This is a genomic window from Vitreimonas flagellata, from assembly GCF_004634425.1.
Lineage (GTDB): Bacteria > Pseudomonadota > Alphaproteobacteria > Caulobacterales > Aquidulcibacteraceae > Vitreimonas > Vitreimonas flagellata.
In genome coordinates this window covers 1,497,460-1,511,519 of the sequence record NZ_SBJL01000001.1, presented here as the reverse complement: position 1 = coordinate 1,511,519, position 14,060 = coordinate 1,497,460, and the positions used below count along the sequence as shown (strand labels likewise).

Here is a 14,060-nt window from a genome sequence, read left to right as displayed (position 1 = left end):
GGCCGTGGTCGCGCGCGGAATTATCCCCGAGGCGTCCCGAACCCCGAATCCCGACAACCGAAAACCGCTCTAGTAAACAGGCGGCAGCTCGCGCACGCTGAGCCCTTCGAGCCGCAGCACACCGCCTTCCGCTTCCACATCGAGATCGATGTCGTCGCCGCTGATGGCGAAGGCGGCGGCGAGGAGACCTAAGGCGCGGCGCGCGTCTTCGCTGGTGTCGGGCGCCTGTGCGAGAGCGGTGAAAATCGGTGCGGGTTCTTCGATCGGGAGTTCCAGATCGCCGGTGAGGCGGCGCTCGGAATCGAGGCCGCCGAAGCCTGTGCCGGTGGCCTGCAATGGTCCCCAATTCAGGGCCAGCGCTTCAAAGCGCAAACGCCCGCCCGCTTCGCGCCACGGACCTGTTGGATCGCCTGGTGCGGACTCAAGAAGGGCAGCGCCTTGCTCGATCACGATCGCCGCGCGGAGCGCCGCAACCTCTTGGCCGAACGCCTCGAAACTGCGCACCGGGCGCGGCAGCAGAAGCTCGGTTGCGTCGAACGACAATTGATACTCGCCCGCCGCGCGGGCATCTGGGCGCACATTGATGACGAGCTTGCGTGCAGTGAGCACGCCGTCTTCGTTCGGATCATCAAGAGTCATATTGTCGGCTTCGACGCCGGCTTGCGCGAGCGCGCCGTTGGCGGTGCGGAAGCTGCCGATGATCGTGTCGGCCGCGACATTGGTGACCGACCCATCTTCGCGCGCGATGGCGATCGGCGCCTCAGCTTTGATCGTCACGTGCTCGGTGTTCATCAGATTGATGTGCAGGTCGACGCGATCGGTGCGCGCGCGCCAGCCGCCGCGAGCGGGGGCGTACGACACTTCATTGAGCTGCAAGCGCATGATGGCGGGAAAGCCGTGACGCGAGATCGAGCCAATGCTTGCCGTGGCGCCATCCGCTTGCTGTTCAGCGATCGCTGCATTCAAGCGGCGTTCGGCTTCGCCGGCGACAGTGTTCCAATAGAGCGCCCAGCCGCCCGCGAGCAGCAGAGCGACCGCCCACGGAATGGCCAGCCAGAGATATTTTTTGTTCATGCCGCCGCCGCTGGTTGCGCTTTGCGCCGCTTCTCGGGCGGCAATAACGCTTGGCTCTCGCTTTCGATCCGCTCTTCAAGTTCACGCATGAATTCCTCGCGCGGCAGGCCGGGCGGAATGGCCGGCAACACTTTGAAAGTGACGTGGCCGGGGCTGCGCATGATGCCCTTTGGCTTCCAGATGAGTCCGGTGTTGCAGGCGACGGGCGTGACCGGAATGCCAAGGTCCTTGTACATCGCGGCAATGCCCGGCTTGTAGTCCGGTGGCGCATCGACTTCTTGGCGCGTGCCTTCCGGGAAGATCAGCACTTGGCCGCCCTTGGCGACTGCAACGCGCGCGCCGCGCACAATGCTTTTCAACGCCTTCGCGTAGCCACCACGATCCACCGCGATTTGATTTTTCTTGAGGTATGCGCCCATCACTGGCGTGCCGCCGAGCTCGGCTTTGTATACATAGACAGGGCGCGACAAAAACAGCGCAGGCGCCACCGTGTCGAGCATGGATTGGTGCTTCATCGCGATCAGCGCGCCGCCTTGCGGCACATGCTCTAAGCCTTCAAACGAAACACGTGCGCCCACGATCCAGCGCAGGCCCCACACTGTCGCGCGGCCCCATGAGCGGAGTGCGGTCCAGACGTGACGCTCGTCCATCAGCACGAACGGCCACAACGTCAAACCGACCACGGCCATCGAAGCGTAGAGCCAGATGACGAAGATGATGGAGCGGATGAGTCTCATGCGGGTGCGTCGGCCTTTGTCTCGTCCTGCGGCGCCTCTTCCTCGGGCGTGCCCAGGCTGATCAACGCCTCACGACCGCGAATGACAAGGTATTTCACGTATTCCGAGACGAGCCGGCTGGCTGTTGGCCAATCGCTGCGCCAGAGCGCGGGATCGGTAAAACGTGTGCGCACCGGGTAGGCGTAGATTTGCGCTTCGGGCATCGCCAGCGAGAGTTCCGCGTACGAGCGCGGCATGTGATAATCGTCGGTGACGAGAATGAGCTGCGTGTAGCGCCGCTCGCGCGCCCAGGACGCCGTCTCCGACGCATTGCCGAGCGTATCTTCCGCGCGCCGGCCAAGATCGATGCAGCATGCGCCAAGTTCGGGATCGACGTTGAGCACGGCGTAAAGCTCGTCATCGGTGACGATGCGGTTGACGCCAGAGATCAAGAGCCGCTCGCCTTTTTGCTCTTCAAGCAAACGCACGCCGGTTGAGAGTCGCTCCAGCGAGCCGCCGGTGAGTGCGACGATGGCTTGCGCCTGCGGCGGCTCGGGCGCTTCAGTGCGCACGCGCGTCGCGAAGCTCCAGAAGCCGCCAAGAAACGCGACGACTCCCAAGAGCGCAGCCCACAGCAATATTGAACGCATCAGCCCAGCCTCGCGGCCTGCCGATGGATCGTGGCCGCGGCCGCACGCGCGCCAGCGCCGGCGGCGATGGCGACGCCGATGGGCGCTGCGGCGATGGGGAGAAGATCGATCGGCAGAATCATGTCGCGCAGAGTTTCAAGCTGCACGCCAGGAATGGCCAGCATCAACACGACAAGCGCCGTGATTCCGGCCAGCACGCCGCCAACGACGCCAGCAACGAGCCCGGTCATGGCCGCTTCGTCGGCAATCCGGCCCGCGGTTTCGCCTTGGGTCGCGCCCAGGTCACACATGACGGTGACCATTTCGCGCCGCCGCGCCGCCAGCCCGCGCGCCGCAAGCCAGACGATCACCGCCATCAAAACCGCGAACGCCGCCGCGCCCCAAAGCGCGATCTGACGAACGATTCCCGCCAGACCTCCGCCGGAGCCAGTGTCCGGCGCGCCGACGACTTCGGCCGTGACCCCGCCCTGGGCGAGGGCGGCGACGATGTCGCCATTCACGTCGACCTGGGCTTCGGCGGGGGCCAGTTCGATCTCGAACAGGCGCAGCGGCGGCAAATCCTCAGCGGCCACATCCGAGCCGCCCCATTGCTGGAGCAGTGCCGCGGCGCGACCTGCCGTCATGGGCGCGGCGCTCGTTACGTGCGGGGCGGTGTTGAGCGCGGTTTGGGCGGCCGTGATGGCTTCTTCGCCCTCGGGGGCGATGACGCGGACGATGGCGTAATTGGTGCGTTGTTGCTCGTAGCTCACTGCGATGCGGTCGGCCGCGCGCGCGCCCAACGCCACAGCCACCGCCGCGAACGCGGCGAACACGAGCGTCCAGAACAGCGCCCGTTCAACCCCCGGCAGCGCCCGCCTCATTCATAATCCTCCGCATCCTCCGCATCGTCGGCCGCTTCGTAGCCGATGCGGGAGAGGTGGCCGCGATCCATGCGCCAGCGCAGGATCGGGCCGACATCGGCTAGGGTTTCGTCCTGGCTCGTGATCACAATTGCAGCGCCGACGCGTCGCATCTCCGTTAACAAACGCACAACGCGCCGCCCGTCCGCGGGCGACATGCCGGCTGTTGGATCGTCGGCGAGGATGAGTGTCGGCTTCGCGGCGAGCGCGCGGGCTATGGCGACGCGACGTCGTTCCGCATTCGAAAGTTTTTCGATGGTGAGATCAGCGGCGTCGCCGAGGCCGACGAAATCCACAAGTTCTTGCACGTCCTGATCGTAGTCGCGCGGCCTCTGACCCATCAGGCGCAGCGGCATGGCGATGTTGTCGAACGCGCTCCAATGCTCAACGAACACTGGGTTTTCAGCCACATAGCCGATGCGCTTTTTCAAATTCGCCTTGGCGCGCGCACTGGCGCGAGCGATGTCGACGCCCAACATTACAGCGCGTCCAGAGCGGGGCTCAAGCGCTAGCCGCAAGAGGTGCGTGAACGTAGTCTTGCCAGCGGCGGCGGGGCCCGTGACGAGCGAGACTTCGCCGGCGCGCGCTTCGAAATCCACGCCCACCAAAACGGTGGCTGCGCCATAGCCCGCGTCGACGCCCGCGAAACGCACGACGGCGCCGCGCTCGTAGAGGTCTATGTCCACGAGGTTAGATCGAGCCATGACTAGACAAATTTATTAGAATCAAGGCACCAAAATCAGTCACTGGGGCAGCTGAACGTATCGTTACCATGATCCTTACCTGCACGTCTTGCTCGACGCGTTATTACGCTGACGACGCCGCAATCGGACCCGCTGGGCGGACGGTGCGGTGTGCGGCATGCGGATTCTCCTGGTTTGCCGAACCGCAACTGGAGCTGCGGACGGCGGCTGAGCCAATGGCGGAAGGCGTTCGGGCCGAAGCGTCGGCCAATGAGCCACTGACACGCGAACGTGTCGAAAGATTGCGTCGCGCCGCCGAGCAGCCGGGCCCGGCCCCGTCCGCCGCCGCGAAATTCCGCGCCCAACAAGCTGACCGGATGCGCAAAGAACGCGCCCGCGCCGCCGCCGTCGTGTGGACCGCGACCGGTGCAGCGCTCGCGGCTTCGGCCACGGGCATGGTGGCGTTCCGCCAGGACGTCGCCGAGATTTGGCCGCGTTCGGCCAGTGCGTTCGCCGCACTTGGTCTGGACGTGAACGTCTATGGCCTCGAATTCTATGACCTCTCGGTCGAGCGCGCCTTCGATGGCCCGACGCCGATCCTTCTGGTCTCGGGCGAAGTCCGTAACATTGGCCGTGACGACAAGCTCGTGCCGCCGGTGCGCGTCTCGCTGCGCGACACGCGTTCGCAGGAAATCTTCGAGCTCGTGAATACGGTCACCGATCAGCCGCTGACGGCGGGTGAATCGATTCCGTTCCAAATTCGCGTCGAAAACCCGCCGGCTGACGCTGTCGATCTCGAGACGACGTTTGCGAGCTTCTCGGAAATGTCGATCGCCGACAGCCTGCCGCGCGTTTCGCCGGAAGCAGCGCCGGCGGCTGAGCATGGCGAAGAGCCGCTGACGCTCGACCAGCCGGTTGACGCGCATCCGGCGACGACCAGCGCGCTTGAGCCGGTCGCGGGCCTGCGCTTCACGAATGGCTGACGCGCGATTGCGCGTTCTGCTTGATGAAGCGGGCATAGCGGCGCGCGTCGAACAGATTGCCGATCAATTGAGCGAAGTCGATGACGGTTGGACCGTCATCGCTTTGCTGCAAGGCGCAATCCCGTTCGCGGCTGATCTCATGCGTGCGATCGAGAAGCGCGGCAAACATCCGATCTACGATTCACTGTGGCTGGAGAGCTATCGCGACGCGCGCGAAAGCTCGGGCAAGGTCGTGGTGCGCGCTGATATTTCGCGCTCGGTCGAAGGCCGGCCCGCTTTGATCGTCGATGACGTGTTCGATAGCGGCCGCACCATTGCGTATGCGCGCGCGCATTTGATGGCCAAGGGCGCGACGCGGACGTTGGCGTGCGCGTTTGTGCGCAAGCCGCTGGCGATGGGCGAACACATCGATGCGATCGGCTGGGACGCGCCGGGCGATTTTCTCGTCGGCTACGGCATGGACGACGCAGGCCGTTATCGCGGCCTGCCATACATCGCCGCCATCGATTAAGGCCGTCGCGCGAAGCTCAGATTCAGCCGGCCGTTGGCGCCGTCAGGTAGGCGCAGCTCCAGCGAGTCCGGCGTTGCGCTGAACTCCGCCGCGACATTGCCGACGCGGCCGCATGTATAGGTGATGCTGGCGCTGGGCGTTTCGCTGAAGTCCGCTGTCCAGCGATCGATCGCCCCGTCGGGCGCGGCGCCCGCCCAGTTGAACGTAACGCCGCCATCGGCAGCTTCTGTTACTTCGAGCGCGACCGAGCGTGTGTTGGTCCATCCTGTGGCCGCACCGATGCGTACGGCTTGCGTCAGATCATACGTGCCGGGCGCGATGCGGCCGCCGCGCAGATCTGAGGCGGCGGCAGCGACCGCGAGTTCCTCTTCAACGCCGACTTGGCGCGAGAGGTTTGGTTCCACGCTGTTGCACGCGATCTCAGTCGGCGGCGGTGTGGGCGTGTCGTGCTGTGGCGCTTGCGCGGGCGGCGAGCAGGCGACGAGTGCGGCCAGAGCGGCCGTTGCGAAAAGCGTGCGCATGTTTCCTCCGTTATGAATCGCCGAAGCGGTCGAGCAAGCGTCTTAGATATTCGCGCTCGGCTTCAGGTCTATTGGGATCTTGCGCGCGGCGGCGGATTTCGTCGAAAATTTCGCGCGCGCGCACCGGATCCGCTTGGCTTGGAATTTCGCCTTCGCCGCTTGAGGCGCCGGCGCCGTTGACGGGGCGGTTCAGCGGATCGCGCGCGCCGTCGCCGGATTGCTCTTGGTTCCCATTCTGCTGGCCGCGTTCGCGCATTTCAGCCGCAAGTGATTCCGCGCCTTCGCGTAGGTTTTCCAACGCCGCACTCTGCGCGCGTTCCGCGTCTTCCAGATCGCCGCGCCGCAGGGCGTCCTCGGCTTGGCGCATCGCTTCGCCAGCGGCGTTGAGGTTTTCGTTCGGCGCTGCGCCGGAGTCTTCGGCCATACGCTGTGCTTCAGCGAGGCCTTGGCGGATTTCGGATTGGCGTTGGGCAAGGCCTTGGCTGCCTTGCTGATTGCCGCCTTGGCCTTGCTGCTGGCGTGTTTCGTCGCGCAGCGCGCGCTGTTCGCCCATCTGCTCGGAGAGGGCGTCCATGCTTTGCTGCATTTGTTCGTCAGATTGCTCGCCACCTTCGCCCTGCGCTTGCTCGAGCTGCACTTCCATATTGGCGAGGATGTTCGCCAGCTGTTGTAGAAGCTGGTTGGCCTCTTCATTGCGGCCTTGTTCTGAGAGACGCTGAACCTGCTCCAGCATCTGCTGGATGTCCTGGCCGCTGATATTGGTTTGATCCTCGGTGTCTTCCATGTTGGCGCGGTCGCCGTTGCGCAGCGCTTCTTGCACCAGAGCTTGCATGTAATTGTCGGTGGCGCGGCGGAGCGCTTCCATCAATTGACGGATGCGCTCTTGTGGCGCGTTCTGCGCAAGCGCTTCGGCCAATTGGCGCTGCGCTTCTTCCAACGCGCGCCGCGCATCAGCGGCGCCGCCGTACTCAGCACGCAGAGCCGTGCGCCAGAGCGTGTCTGCGGCCACCTCGGTCGCATCGATATCGCGCGCGACATCGAGTTGCGCGCGGGCGGAGCTGAGGCCGAGGAAGACGGCGAGGTCGCGGAAATAACCGTCGTGCGGCTCCATGGTGAGCGCATCGATCAGGCGCGCGGCGCGGCGAATGCCTTCGGGCGCGCGCTGCAAAGCTGGCTGGCGATCATAGTCGCGGACTTCGATGCGCTGTGTGCCAAGAATGATGCCGCCCGCAGGAATGGTGCGGCGTTCGGCGCTGCGCTCCTCATTGTAGGCGCGGCGCTCGGCCAGGATGTGCCGGCGAATTTCAATCGCGGCTTGCGCCAGCGGCTGCAGGAAGATTTTTTCCGGCAGCGTAAAGCGCATCGGATCGCTGACACCCTCTTGGCCCAGCGCATCGAAGGCGACGACGCGCGCTTCGACTTCCATGCCGGCGTACGGGTGGGCGGCGAGATCGATCGTGGTTTCAGATTGCGCCTCGGCGGGATCGCCAGCGGGGACTTCCAGTTCGGTATCGACCGGATCAGCGCGCACCAAGCCTTCGGGCGGATTGATCGGGCGGACACGCAGCGCCATTCGGCGTACGCCGAAATCGTCGCGCGCGCGCCAAGAGATGGCGACGTGTTCGTCCGGCAAGCTCGCCATAGGCGCGATGAAATCGGCCGTCGGCGCGGCGTCGGGCGCTGGCGCGAGGCGCCATTGCGCGCGGGTGTGAAAGCGCACGATTTTGAGCTGACCGCCACGCGGGATTTGCATGCGTGCTTCCCAGGCGCCGTCGGCCGCGCGCGCAAAGCGTTGGCGTAAGTGTTCGCTGCCGCCGTCAAACACCAGCGCGGGCGCGCCAGTCGGGCCGGTGAGACGCACCGTGACTTCCACGCTGGGCGGCGTCTCGACGCGCTCGCCAATCACTTCGCTAAGAGAAACCGGGCCGGCGTGCGTGTAGTCCGCTGGCGTCGCCCAGGCTTCGATCGCCATTTCCTGATCGCCGAGCAATGGGCCGGGATCAGGCAAGAACGCGCGCGCCAAACGATCCGGCGCGTTCACGTTTGCGATCAGTAGGCCAAGCAGCAGCGCCACGAGCAAGCCGTAGCGCAGCTTGTAAGGATCAAGTTCGTCCAGCCGCACGCGTGGCGGGCCCGCGCGTGCTTTTTCGGCGCGCTCGATCGCGCGTTCGCGCTCGCGCTGCCAGAGCGCAACGGAAAATGCGTCATAGCGTGTCGGCTGATCGCGCAGCGCTTCGAACGCGCCGGCATCGAGCCGCGCGTCTTCGGCGAGCCGAGCGCGGGCTTCTTCTTCCGTGGGTTGGCGCCAGGCGCGCTTGGCGCGAACGCCGAGCCACGCAAACACGAGCAGCGCGGCGATCGCGGTCAAGCTTTGCAGCAAGAGCGGCAGCCTCTCGTGGCCGCCGATCAGCGCGATGAGGGCCCAGAGGCCAATGGCGGCGGCGAGAAAGAACGCCGCGCGCAAGCCGCGTTCCAGCGCCAGCCGGCCCTTGGCGCGCTGGGTTTCGCGGGCGAGCTGGGCGAGGGCGTCCTGATGTCTCATGCCGGCGACGCGAGCCTAACAGTCGCTGTCTGGCCAAACCATGACCAAACCCCAGAGAGTCGCCGTGGCCGCCGCTGAAAAAGGCTTAATTTGCGCCCCAGGAGGCGGGCGGTGCGGGAACTGGGCGCGTCAGATCGAACTCGACACGGAAATGCCGGTTCGGGCGGCGTAATTCGTAAGCGAAGGTTTGGCCGGGATGCACCTCGACCGCCCAGACGTTGTCCACAGAGGCGGGGATGTTGTTGGCCCTGAAGAGTTGCTTGGAATGCTCGTCGGCCGGGAATTCTTGGCGCGTGGACGAGCCGGAATTGGCGGTGTCGCCGCCATATTGGGTGAGCACGTCTTCGCTGCCGTCTTCGTGGCGGTGATCGTGCTTCAGGCGCAGGCCTTCGGCCGTGCGCGTGATCACCCAGGTGCGCGAGCGATTTTCGCCGACATTGAACGGCACACGGATTTCACTCGTGCTGCAATCACGCACATGCATCACGAGCGGCTGGCTGGCGAAGCTCGCGTCGGCTGCGTCTGTCGTGACGACGCGGCCAGAATAAGCATTGCCGCAGAGCGTCGAGAGATTGGCGAAGAACGTGTCTTGCGGCGATGGCGCAGGTGTGTTGGCGCAGGCGCTCAAGGCAAGGGCGGCCAGCGCGGTCAGGATCGTTCGCATCTCTACTCCCAGCTTGGAATCTGCTCGAGTGCGAGCTGATCTTTCAGCTCCCATCTCTTGCGCACGATTTCGTATTTGTCGCCGCGCACCAAAACTTCGGCGACAAGCGCGCGGGCGTTGTAGGTGGATGACATCGTCGCGCCGTACGCGCCAGCCGTCATGAAGGCGACGAGATCGCCCGCTTCGAGCGGCGGCAGCGCGCGATTGCGCGTGAAGAGATCGCCGGTTTCGCAAATGGGGCCGACGACATCGTACGCCGTTTCCGCGCCGCCCTTCGGTTCACGCACCGGTTTGATGCCGTGATAGGCGTCGTAAATGGCGGGACGGATGAGATCGTTCATGCCCGCATCCAGCACCACGATTGGCCGCGTCGGGCGCTCCTGCAGGCGGATCACGCGAGAGAGCAGTACGCCCGCATTGCCCGCGATCATGCGGCCGGGCTCGAACGCAAGGCCAATATCCAAGCCGTCGAACACGCGATTGACCATCGCGGCGTATTCGGCCGGCGTCGGCGGATCGGGTTCGTTGAAATAGGGCACGCCCAGGCCGCCGCCGAGATCGAGCCGATCAATGCTGAGTCCCGCAGCCCGCAAGCGCTCCGCCATGCCACGCATCGCTTTGAACGCTTCTTCGAGCGGGCCGAGGTCTTTGATCTGGCTGCCGATGTGTACGGCGAGGCCGCGCGCGTGCAGATGCGGATCGCTATGGGCGCGACCATAATATTGCAGCGCTTGGTCGATGGAGACGCCGAACTTCGTGTCGCCCTTGCCGGTGGTGATCTTCTCGTGCCCGCCAGCGCCGACATCCGGGTTCACACGAATGGCGATCGAAGGCTTGGCGTTCAGGCTCGCCGCGATCTGCGAGAGCGTTTCGAGTTCGGCGATGCTCTCGACATTGATCTGGTGCACGCCGGTTTTCACCGCGAACGCCAGTTCGTCTTCGGTTTTGCCAACGCCGGAGAAAATGATGCGCTCGGGCGGCACGCCTGCAACAAGCGCGCGCTCGATCTCGCCTTGGCTCACCGTATCGGCGCCCGCGCCTTTGCGTGCGAGCGTGTTGATGACCGCGATGTTCGCATTGGCTTTGACGGCGAAGGCGACCAGCGTGTCGCGCGGCGCGAACGCCTGCTTGAACACTTCGTAGTGCCGCTCAAGCGTGGCGCTCGAATAGACATAGACCGGCGTGCCGACGGCTTCCGCGATGGCTTCCAGCGAAACGCCTTCGCAGCAGAGCACGCCGCCGCGATAGTCGAAATGGTTCACGGGTTGGTCTGCGCCCCGGTTTCGTATTGGGCGCAGCGCGCGTCTTGCGGCTGGTTGCGCTCGGCTTGTTGCTGGCACTCGCGACGGATCGCGCCTTCGCGATCCCAGAGCGGATCGGGGCGCTCGAGATCGCCGGGGATGCCGCAAGCCGAAAGCAAAGTCAGCGCCGCCAGGATAAGTACGGTCCGTTTCATTCGAACATCTCCTTCCAGCGCTCGACTTGCTCGCGCACGCGCTGCGGCGCGGTTCCGCCATAGCTATCCCGGCTCTCGACCGACTTTTCAACCGTCAACAAGCCGCGTGCGGCATCGGTAATGCGCGGATCGACGGCCTGGAAATCCTCGATCGGCAGCAGGCCAAGCTCGCTGACGCCGCTATCCTCGGCGCGGCGGACGATTTTGCCGGTGATCTCGTGTGCTTCCCGGAACGGGACTTTGAGCTCGCGCACCAGCCAATCGGCAAGGTCGGTCGCGGTGGAATAGCCGCGGGCAGCGGCGGCGCGCATGGCTTCGCGCTTGAAGCGCATGGTTTCGATCATGCCAATCATGGCGGTGATCGAGAGCGCAAAGGAATCGAAGGCGTTGAAGGTGAGCGCCTTGTCGTCCTGCAAATCCTTGGCGTAGGCGAGCGGCAGTTTCTGTACGATGCCGTTGAGCGCAGCGAAATCGGCGCCGACGCGCGCGGCCTTGGCGCGGATGAGCTCTGCCGCATCCGGATTGCGCTTTTGCGGCATGATCGATGAGCCGGTCGACCATGCGTCGCTGAGTGATGCGAAGGCAAATTGCGGGCTTGTCCAGAGCACGATCTCTTCAGCGAGGCGCGAAAGATGCGTGGCGGCGATGGAGAGATTGGCGAGTGCGGCCAGCGCGAAATCGCGGGAGCCGACGGCGTCGAGCGAATTGCTGGCGGGGGCGTGGAAGCCCAACGCCTGCGCCGTCATCTCGCGATCAATCGGATAAGGCGTGCCGGCGAGTGCCGCCGAACCCAGCGGGCATTCCCACGCGGCTTCGAGTGCGCCGCCAATAATGCGCACGCGGTCGCGTTCGAACATCGAGACGTAGGCGAGCAAATGGTGGCCCAGGGTGATCGGCTGCGCCGTTTGCAGGTGCGTGAAGCCCGGCATAATCCAATCGGCGTGCGCTGAGGCTTGCTTCACCAGCGCCTTCTGCAGCGCGCGCAGGCCGTCGCCGGCTTCGCGGGCGGCGCGCATGGTCCAGAGCTTGAAATCGGTCGCCACTTGGTCGTTGCGCGAACGGCCGGTGTGCAGGCGCTTGCCGGCTTCGCCGATGCGCTCGGTCAGCCGCGCTTCGATATTGAGGTGGATGTCCTCAAGTTCCGTGGAGAATTTGAACTCGCCCGCAGCGATTTCCGCGGCGATCTGATCCAGGCCGCCCTGTATCGCTTGATTGTCTTCTTGCGTAATGATCCCACGGGCCGCCAGCATGTCAGCGTGCGCCTTCGAGCCTTCGATGTCCTCGCGCCACAAGCGTTGATCGACATCGATCGAAGCGTTGATGGCTTGCATGGCGTCCGCGGGCTGCGCCGCAAAACGGCCGCCCCACATCTTTTGGCCGCCTGAGGAATAGGAATTGGACACGAACACAAGCTCCAAGGCGCCGCGCAATTGGGCCTTATGGGCTGCGATGCTGATGCTCGCGGCCGGACTAGTCGCGCTCCTTTACGTGCTTTTCGCAGCGTCTTCAAAGCCCGAAGCGAGCCTTGGGCTGATGCAATATGCCCAAGGCGAGATGCGCCGGCTCCAGATCATGGAAGCTGCCCCACCCATGCCCACACGGACGCTGACAGACGCGCAAGGGGTGGAGACCAATCTGCAGGCCTATCAGGGCGAAGTGATCGTGTTGAACCTCTGGGCGACATGGTGCGCGCCCTGCGTCGAGGAGATGCCGACGCTTGGCGCGCTACAGCGCCATTTCGGCGATCGGCTCAAAGTGATCCCGATCAGCGTCGATAGCGAGGCCCAGCGCGAAAACGCCGTGCGTCAGCTGGGCGAACTCAGCGACAATTCGTTGCCCTTCCTCATGGACATGACGCGCGGCGTGCTGTTCGACGCCCAAGCCGCCGGTATGCCGGTGACGATCATCTACGACCGCGAAGGCAACGAGCGCGCCCGCTTGGCCGGCGGCGCCGATTGGGCTAGCCCCGAAGCGATCGCACTGCTGGAGGCGGTGCTCGCGGGGGAATAGATGGCGCCTGTGATCGAAACTGAACGCCTGCGGCTGCGGCGGCATGAATTGAGCGATTTCGAGTCCAGCGTCGCCATGTGGGCGGATCCTGACGTCGCGCGCTTCATCGGCGGCAAGCCCTCATCGCGCGAAGACACCTGGGGGCGCTTGCTCCGCTATGTCGGCCATTGGCAGCTGCTCGGCCACGGCTTTTGGCTGATCGAGGAAAAGGCCACCGGCGCTTTCGTCGGCGAAGGCGGTTGGGGCAATTTCAAGCGCGAGATCGAGCCGCGTTTTGAAGCGCCCGAGCAAGGCTGGGCGCTGGCGACCTCGGCGCACGGCAAAGGCTATGCGTTTGAGGCGATGCGCGCGGCTTTGGATTGGGGCGTGGCGCATTTTGGCCGCACCGATTTCGTCTGCATGATCGCGCCCGAGAACGCGCCTTCGCTCAAGCTCGCCGCCAAACTCGGCTATGCCGAATATGGCCGCGCCGATTACAAAGGCTCGCTCTCGATCCTGCTGCGCCGCACTTAGAGGTACGGCGACAGCGCGAAGCGGATGCGTGAACCGGCTGCGAGCAGCTGGTTGTATGGCGTCGGCGCCTCAGGCGCGGTGGCTGACGGCCAGAGCGCGACGAAACGATCCAGCTCGCGATTGGCTTCGGTGTAAGCGCCCGCGTCGCGGCCGCGCAGATCCGATTGCGCCTCACGCAGCGCCGCGCGCGCGGCGAGGGCTGCGCCCATGCTGTGCTGGTATTCGATCGGGTCGACGAAATCTTGCTGGATCACGAGTTGGTAGAGGCCGGTCGAGATATCGACCAAACGCGCCACCGTGATCGCGGCGTCGTCGTCAAGCGCGCCCGAAGCGCGCGCGATTTCCGCCTTCGCGGCGTTGAGGCGTTGCGTGAGCTGGTCGCGCGGCAGCTCCATATCTGCGGCGGCGCGGATGACGTCTGCATTGAGCGTGCCGAACTCGGTGGGTGCAGCGTCATACACTTCGAGCACGCCCTGTTGGACGAGGATGGCCGCGTCCATCGGCTGGACGTTGTTGTCCTGCAGTGCACGTTCCGCGGCGAGCACGAAGCCAAGCAAATGATGCAGGCGCAGCGCGATGCGTTGATCGCCTTCGAGACCTGCATAGGCCGTTTGCGCGCCAGCTTCGCCGGCTTCACCGCCAGCTGCGGGGGCAGGCGCTTCGGCGCTCGGGGCCGGTGTGGGGGGAGCAACCACGTCGCCGCCCTCACCAGCTTCGCCGCCCTCACCGCCGGAAGCGCCCGTTTCGCCGCCTTCGCCGCCGCAGGCCGCCACCGAGAAGGCCGCCGCTACGCCGACAACGCGCCAATGTTTCAGCTTCCACGCGATCATTCGACCCA

At 65.0% G+C, this 14,060-nt stretch carries 16 protein-coding genes and 1 pseudogene; 5 read left to right on the top strand and 12 right to left on the bottom strand.

Annotation, left to right across the window (positions count from 1 at the left end; genetic code table 11):
• Window positions 1–69 precede the first annotated feature (69 nt).
• Genes EPJ54_RS07865 through EPJ54_RS07845 form a run of 5 tightly spaced genes read right to left on the bottom strand, consistent with a single transcriptional unit; the run spans window position 70 to window position 4,043 of the window.
• Window positions 70–1,074 carry a DUF2125 domain-containing protein gene (locus EPJ54_RS07865; RefSeq protein ID WP_135211088.1) on the bottom strand — a complete coding sequence of 335 codons (1,005 nt, stop codon included), beginning with the start codon at window positions 1,072–1,074 and terminating at the stop codon, window positions 70–72.
• Window positions 1,071–1,811: a lysophospholipid acyltransferase family protein gene (locus tag EPJ54_RS07860; RefSeq protein ID WP_135211087.1), complete on the bottom strand. Its 741-nt coding sequence runs from the start codon at window positions 1,809–1,811 to the stop codon at window positions 1,071–1,073. Before EPJ54_RS07860 ends, EPJ54_RS07865 begins: the two co-directional genes overlap by 4 nt.
• Entirely contained in the window at window positions 1,808–2,440 is a 633-nt protein-coding gene (locus EPJ54_RS07855) for a YdcF family protein (RefSeq protein ID WP_135211086.1), read from the bottom strand. The genes EPJ54_RS07860 and EPJ54_RS07855 overlap by 4 nt, the downstream gene beginning before the upstream one ends.
• Window positions 2,440–3,300 (bottom strand): FtsX-like permease family protein, encoded by an 861-nt coding sequence (locus tag EPJ54_RS07850; protein WP_135211085.1) that lies wholly within the window; start codon window positions 3,298–3,300, stop codon window positions 2,440–2,442. Before EPJ54_RS07850 ends, EPJ54_RS07855 begins: the two co-directional genes overlap by 1 nt.
• Entirely contained in the window at window positions 3,297–4,043 is a 747-nt protein-coding gene (locus EPJ54_RS07845) for a cell division ATP-binding protein FtsE (RefSeq protein ID WP_135211084.1), read from the bottom strand. The genes EPJ54_RS07850 and EPJ54_RS07845 overlap by 4 nt, the downstream gene beginning before the upstream one ends.
• 68 nt (window positions 4,044–4,111) lie before the next feature.
• Between EPJ54_RS07845 and EPJ54_RS20395 the strand changes: the two are divergent.
• The 3 genes and pseudogenes from EPJ54_RS20395 to EPJ54_RS07835 all read left to right on the top strand — a co-directional run.
• Window positions 4,112–4,207: pseudogene (locus EPJ54_RS20395) on the top strand (MJ0042-type zinc finger domain-containing protein); the annotation flags it as partial.
• A gap of 51 nt (window positions 4,208–4,258) precedes the next feature.
• Entirely contained in the window at window positions 4,259–5,005 is a 747-nt protein-coding gene (locus EPJ54_RS07840; RefSeq protein WP_239590798.1) for a hypothetical protein, read from the top strand.
• Complete coding sequence (locus tag EPJ54_RS07835; RefSeq protein ID WP_135211082.1) at window positions 4,998–5,516, top strand: phosphoribosyltransferase; 519 nt, start codon at window positions 4,998–5,000, stop codon at window positions 5,514–5,516. Before EPJ54_RS07840 ends, EPJ54_RS07835 begins: the two co-directional genes overlap by 8 nt.
• Here EPJ54_RS07835 and EPJ54_RS07830 read toward each other — a convergent pair.
• The 6 genes from EPJ54_RS07830 to argH form a co-directional block, all read right to left on the bottom strand.
• Complete coding sequence (locus tag EPJ54_RS07830) at window positions 5,513–6,037, bottom strand: hypothetical protein (RefSeq protein ID WP_135211081.1); 525 nt, start codon at window positions 6,035–6,037, stop codon at window positions 5,513–5,515. The two genes, EPJ54_RS07835 and EPJ54_RS07830, sit on opposite strands and share 4 nt — an antisense overlap.
• Before the next feature lie 10 nt (window positions 6,038–6,047).
• Window positions 6,048–8,579, bottom strand: coding sequence for a DUF4175 domain-containing protein (locus tag EPJ54_RS07825; RefSeq protein ID WP_135211080.1), 2,532 nt, complete (start codon window positions 8,577–8,579; stop codon window positions 6,048–6,050).
• An 85-nt stretch (window positions 8,580–8,664) separates the two neighbouring features.
• Complete coding sequence (locus tag EPJ54_RS07820) at window positions 8,665–9,243, bottom strand: hypothetical protein (protein WP_135211079.1); 579 nt, start codon at window positions 9,241–9,243, stop codon at window positions 8,665–8,667.
• Between the two features lie 2 nt (window positions 9,244–9,245).
• Window positions 9,246–10,505 (bottom strand): diaminopimelate decarboxylase, encoded by a 1,260-nt coding sequence (gene lysA / locus EPJ54_RS07815; protein ID WP_135211078.1) that lies wholly within the window; start codon window positions 10,503–10,505, stop codon window positions 9,246–9,248.
• Window positions 10,502–10,699 carry an LPS translocon maturation chaperone LptM gene (gene lptM, locus EPJ54_RS07810; RefSeq protein ID WP_135211077.1) on the bottom strand — a complete coding sequence of 66 codons (198 nt, stop codon included), beginning with the start codon at window positions 10,697–10,699 and terminating at the stop codon, window positions 10,502–10,504. Before lptM ends, lysA begins: the two co-directional genes overlap by 4 nt.
• The gene (gene argH, locus EPJ54_RS07805; RefSeq protein ID WP_135211218.1) at window positions 10,696–12,069 is read right to left on the bottom strand and encodes an argininosuccinate lyase; all 1,374 of its coding nucleotides are present in this window, start codon (window positions 12,067–12,069) and stop codon (window positions 10,696–10,698) included. Before argH ends, lptM begins: the two co-directional genes overlap by 4 nt.
• A 25-nt stretch (window positions 12,070–12,094) precedes the next feature.
• On the opposite strand from argH, the gene EPJ54_RS07800 reads away from it, so the two are divergent.
• Together EPJ54_RS07800 and EPJ54_RS07795 are read left to right on the top strand one after the other, a co-directional pair.
• Window positions 12,095–12,709: a TlpA family protein disulfide reductase gene (locus tag EPJ54_RS07800; RefSeq protein WP_135211076.1), complete on the top strand. Its 615-nt coding sequence runs from the start codon at window positions 12,095–12,097 to the stop codon at window positions 12,707–12,709.
• Window positions 12,710–13,222, top strand: coding sequence for a GNAT family N-acetyltransferase (locus EPJ54_RS07795; RefSeq protein ID WP_135211075.1), 513 nt, complete (start codon window positions 12,710–12,712; stop codon window positions 13,220–13,222). It begins immediately after the preceding gene.
• Here EPJ54_RS07795 and EPJ54_RS07790 read toward each other — a convergent pair.
• Window positions 13,219–14,052, bottom strand: coding sequence for a hypothetical protein (locus EPJ54_RS07790; protein WP_135211074.1), 834 nt, complete (start codon window positions 14,050–14,052; stop codon window positions 13,219–13,221). The genes EPJ54_RS07795 and EPJ54_RS07790 overlap by 4 nt on opposite strands.
• Window positions 14,053–14,060: the final 8 nt, after the last annotated feature.

Coding starts and splice junctions, on each gene's coding strand:
- EPJ54_RS07825 (WP_135211080.1), bottom strand. CDS start 8,579: ATGAGACATCAGGACGCCCTCGCCCAGCTCGCCCGCGAAACCCAGCGC.
- lptM (WP_135211077.1), bottom strand. CDS start 10,699: ATGAAACGGACCGTACTTATCCTGGCGGCGCTGACTTTGCTTTCGGCT.
- EPJ54_RS07790 (WP_135211074.1), bottom strand. CDS start 14,052: ATGATCGCGTGGAAGCTGAAACATTGGCGCGTTGTCGGCGTAGCGGCG.
- EPJ54_RS07830 (WP_135211081.1), bottom strand. CDS start 6,037: ATGCGCACGCTTTTCGCAACGGCCGCTCTGGCCGCACTCGTCGCCTGC.
- EPJ54_RS07795 (WP_135211075.1), top strand. CDS start 12,710: ATGGCGCCTGTGATCGAAACTGAACGCCTGCGGCTGCGGCGGCATGAA.
- argH (WP_135211218.1), bottom strand. CDS start 12,069: ATGTGGGGCGGCCGTTTTGCGGCGCAGCCCGCGGACGCCATGCAAGCC.
- EPJ54_RS07840 (WP_239590798.1), top strand. CDS start 4,259: ATGGCGGAAGGCGTTCGGGCCGAAGCGTCGGCCAATGAGCCACTGACA.
- EPJ54_RS07835 (WP_135211082.1), top strand. CDS start 4,998: ATGGCTGACGCGCGATTGCGCGTTCTGCTTGATGAAGCGGGCATAGCG.
- EPJ54_RS07820 (WP_135211079.1), bottom strand. CDS start 9,243: ATGCGAACGATCCTGACCGCGCTGGCCGCCCTTGCCTTGAGCGCCTGC.
- EPJ54_RS07860 (WP_135211087.1), bottom strand. CDS start 1,811: ATGAGACTCATCCGCTCCATCATCTTCGTCATCTGGCTCTACGCTTCG.
- EPJ54_RS07855 (WP_135211086.1), bottom strand. CDS start 2,440: ATGCGTTCAATATTGCTGTGGGCTGCGCTCTTGGGAGTCGTCGCGTTT.
- EPJ54_RS07845 (WP_135211084.1), bottom strand. CDS start 4,043: ATGGCTCGATCTAACCTCGTGGACATAGACCTCTACGAGCGCGGCGCC.
- EPJ54_RS07865 (WP_135211088.1), bottom strand. CDS start 1,074: ATGAACAAAAAATATCTCTGGCTGGCCATTCCGTGGGCGGTCGCTCTG.
- EPJ54_RS07850 (WP_135211085.1), bottom strand. CDS start 3,300: ATGAGGCGGGCGCTGCCGGGGGTTGAACGGGCGCTGTTCTGGACGCTC.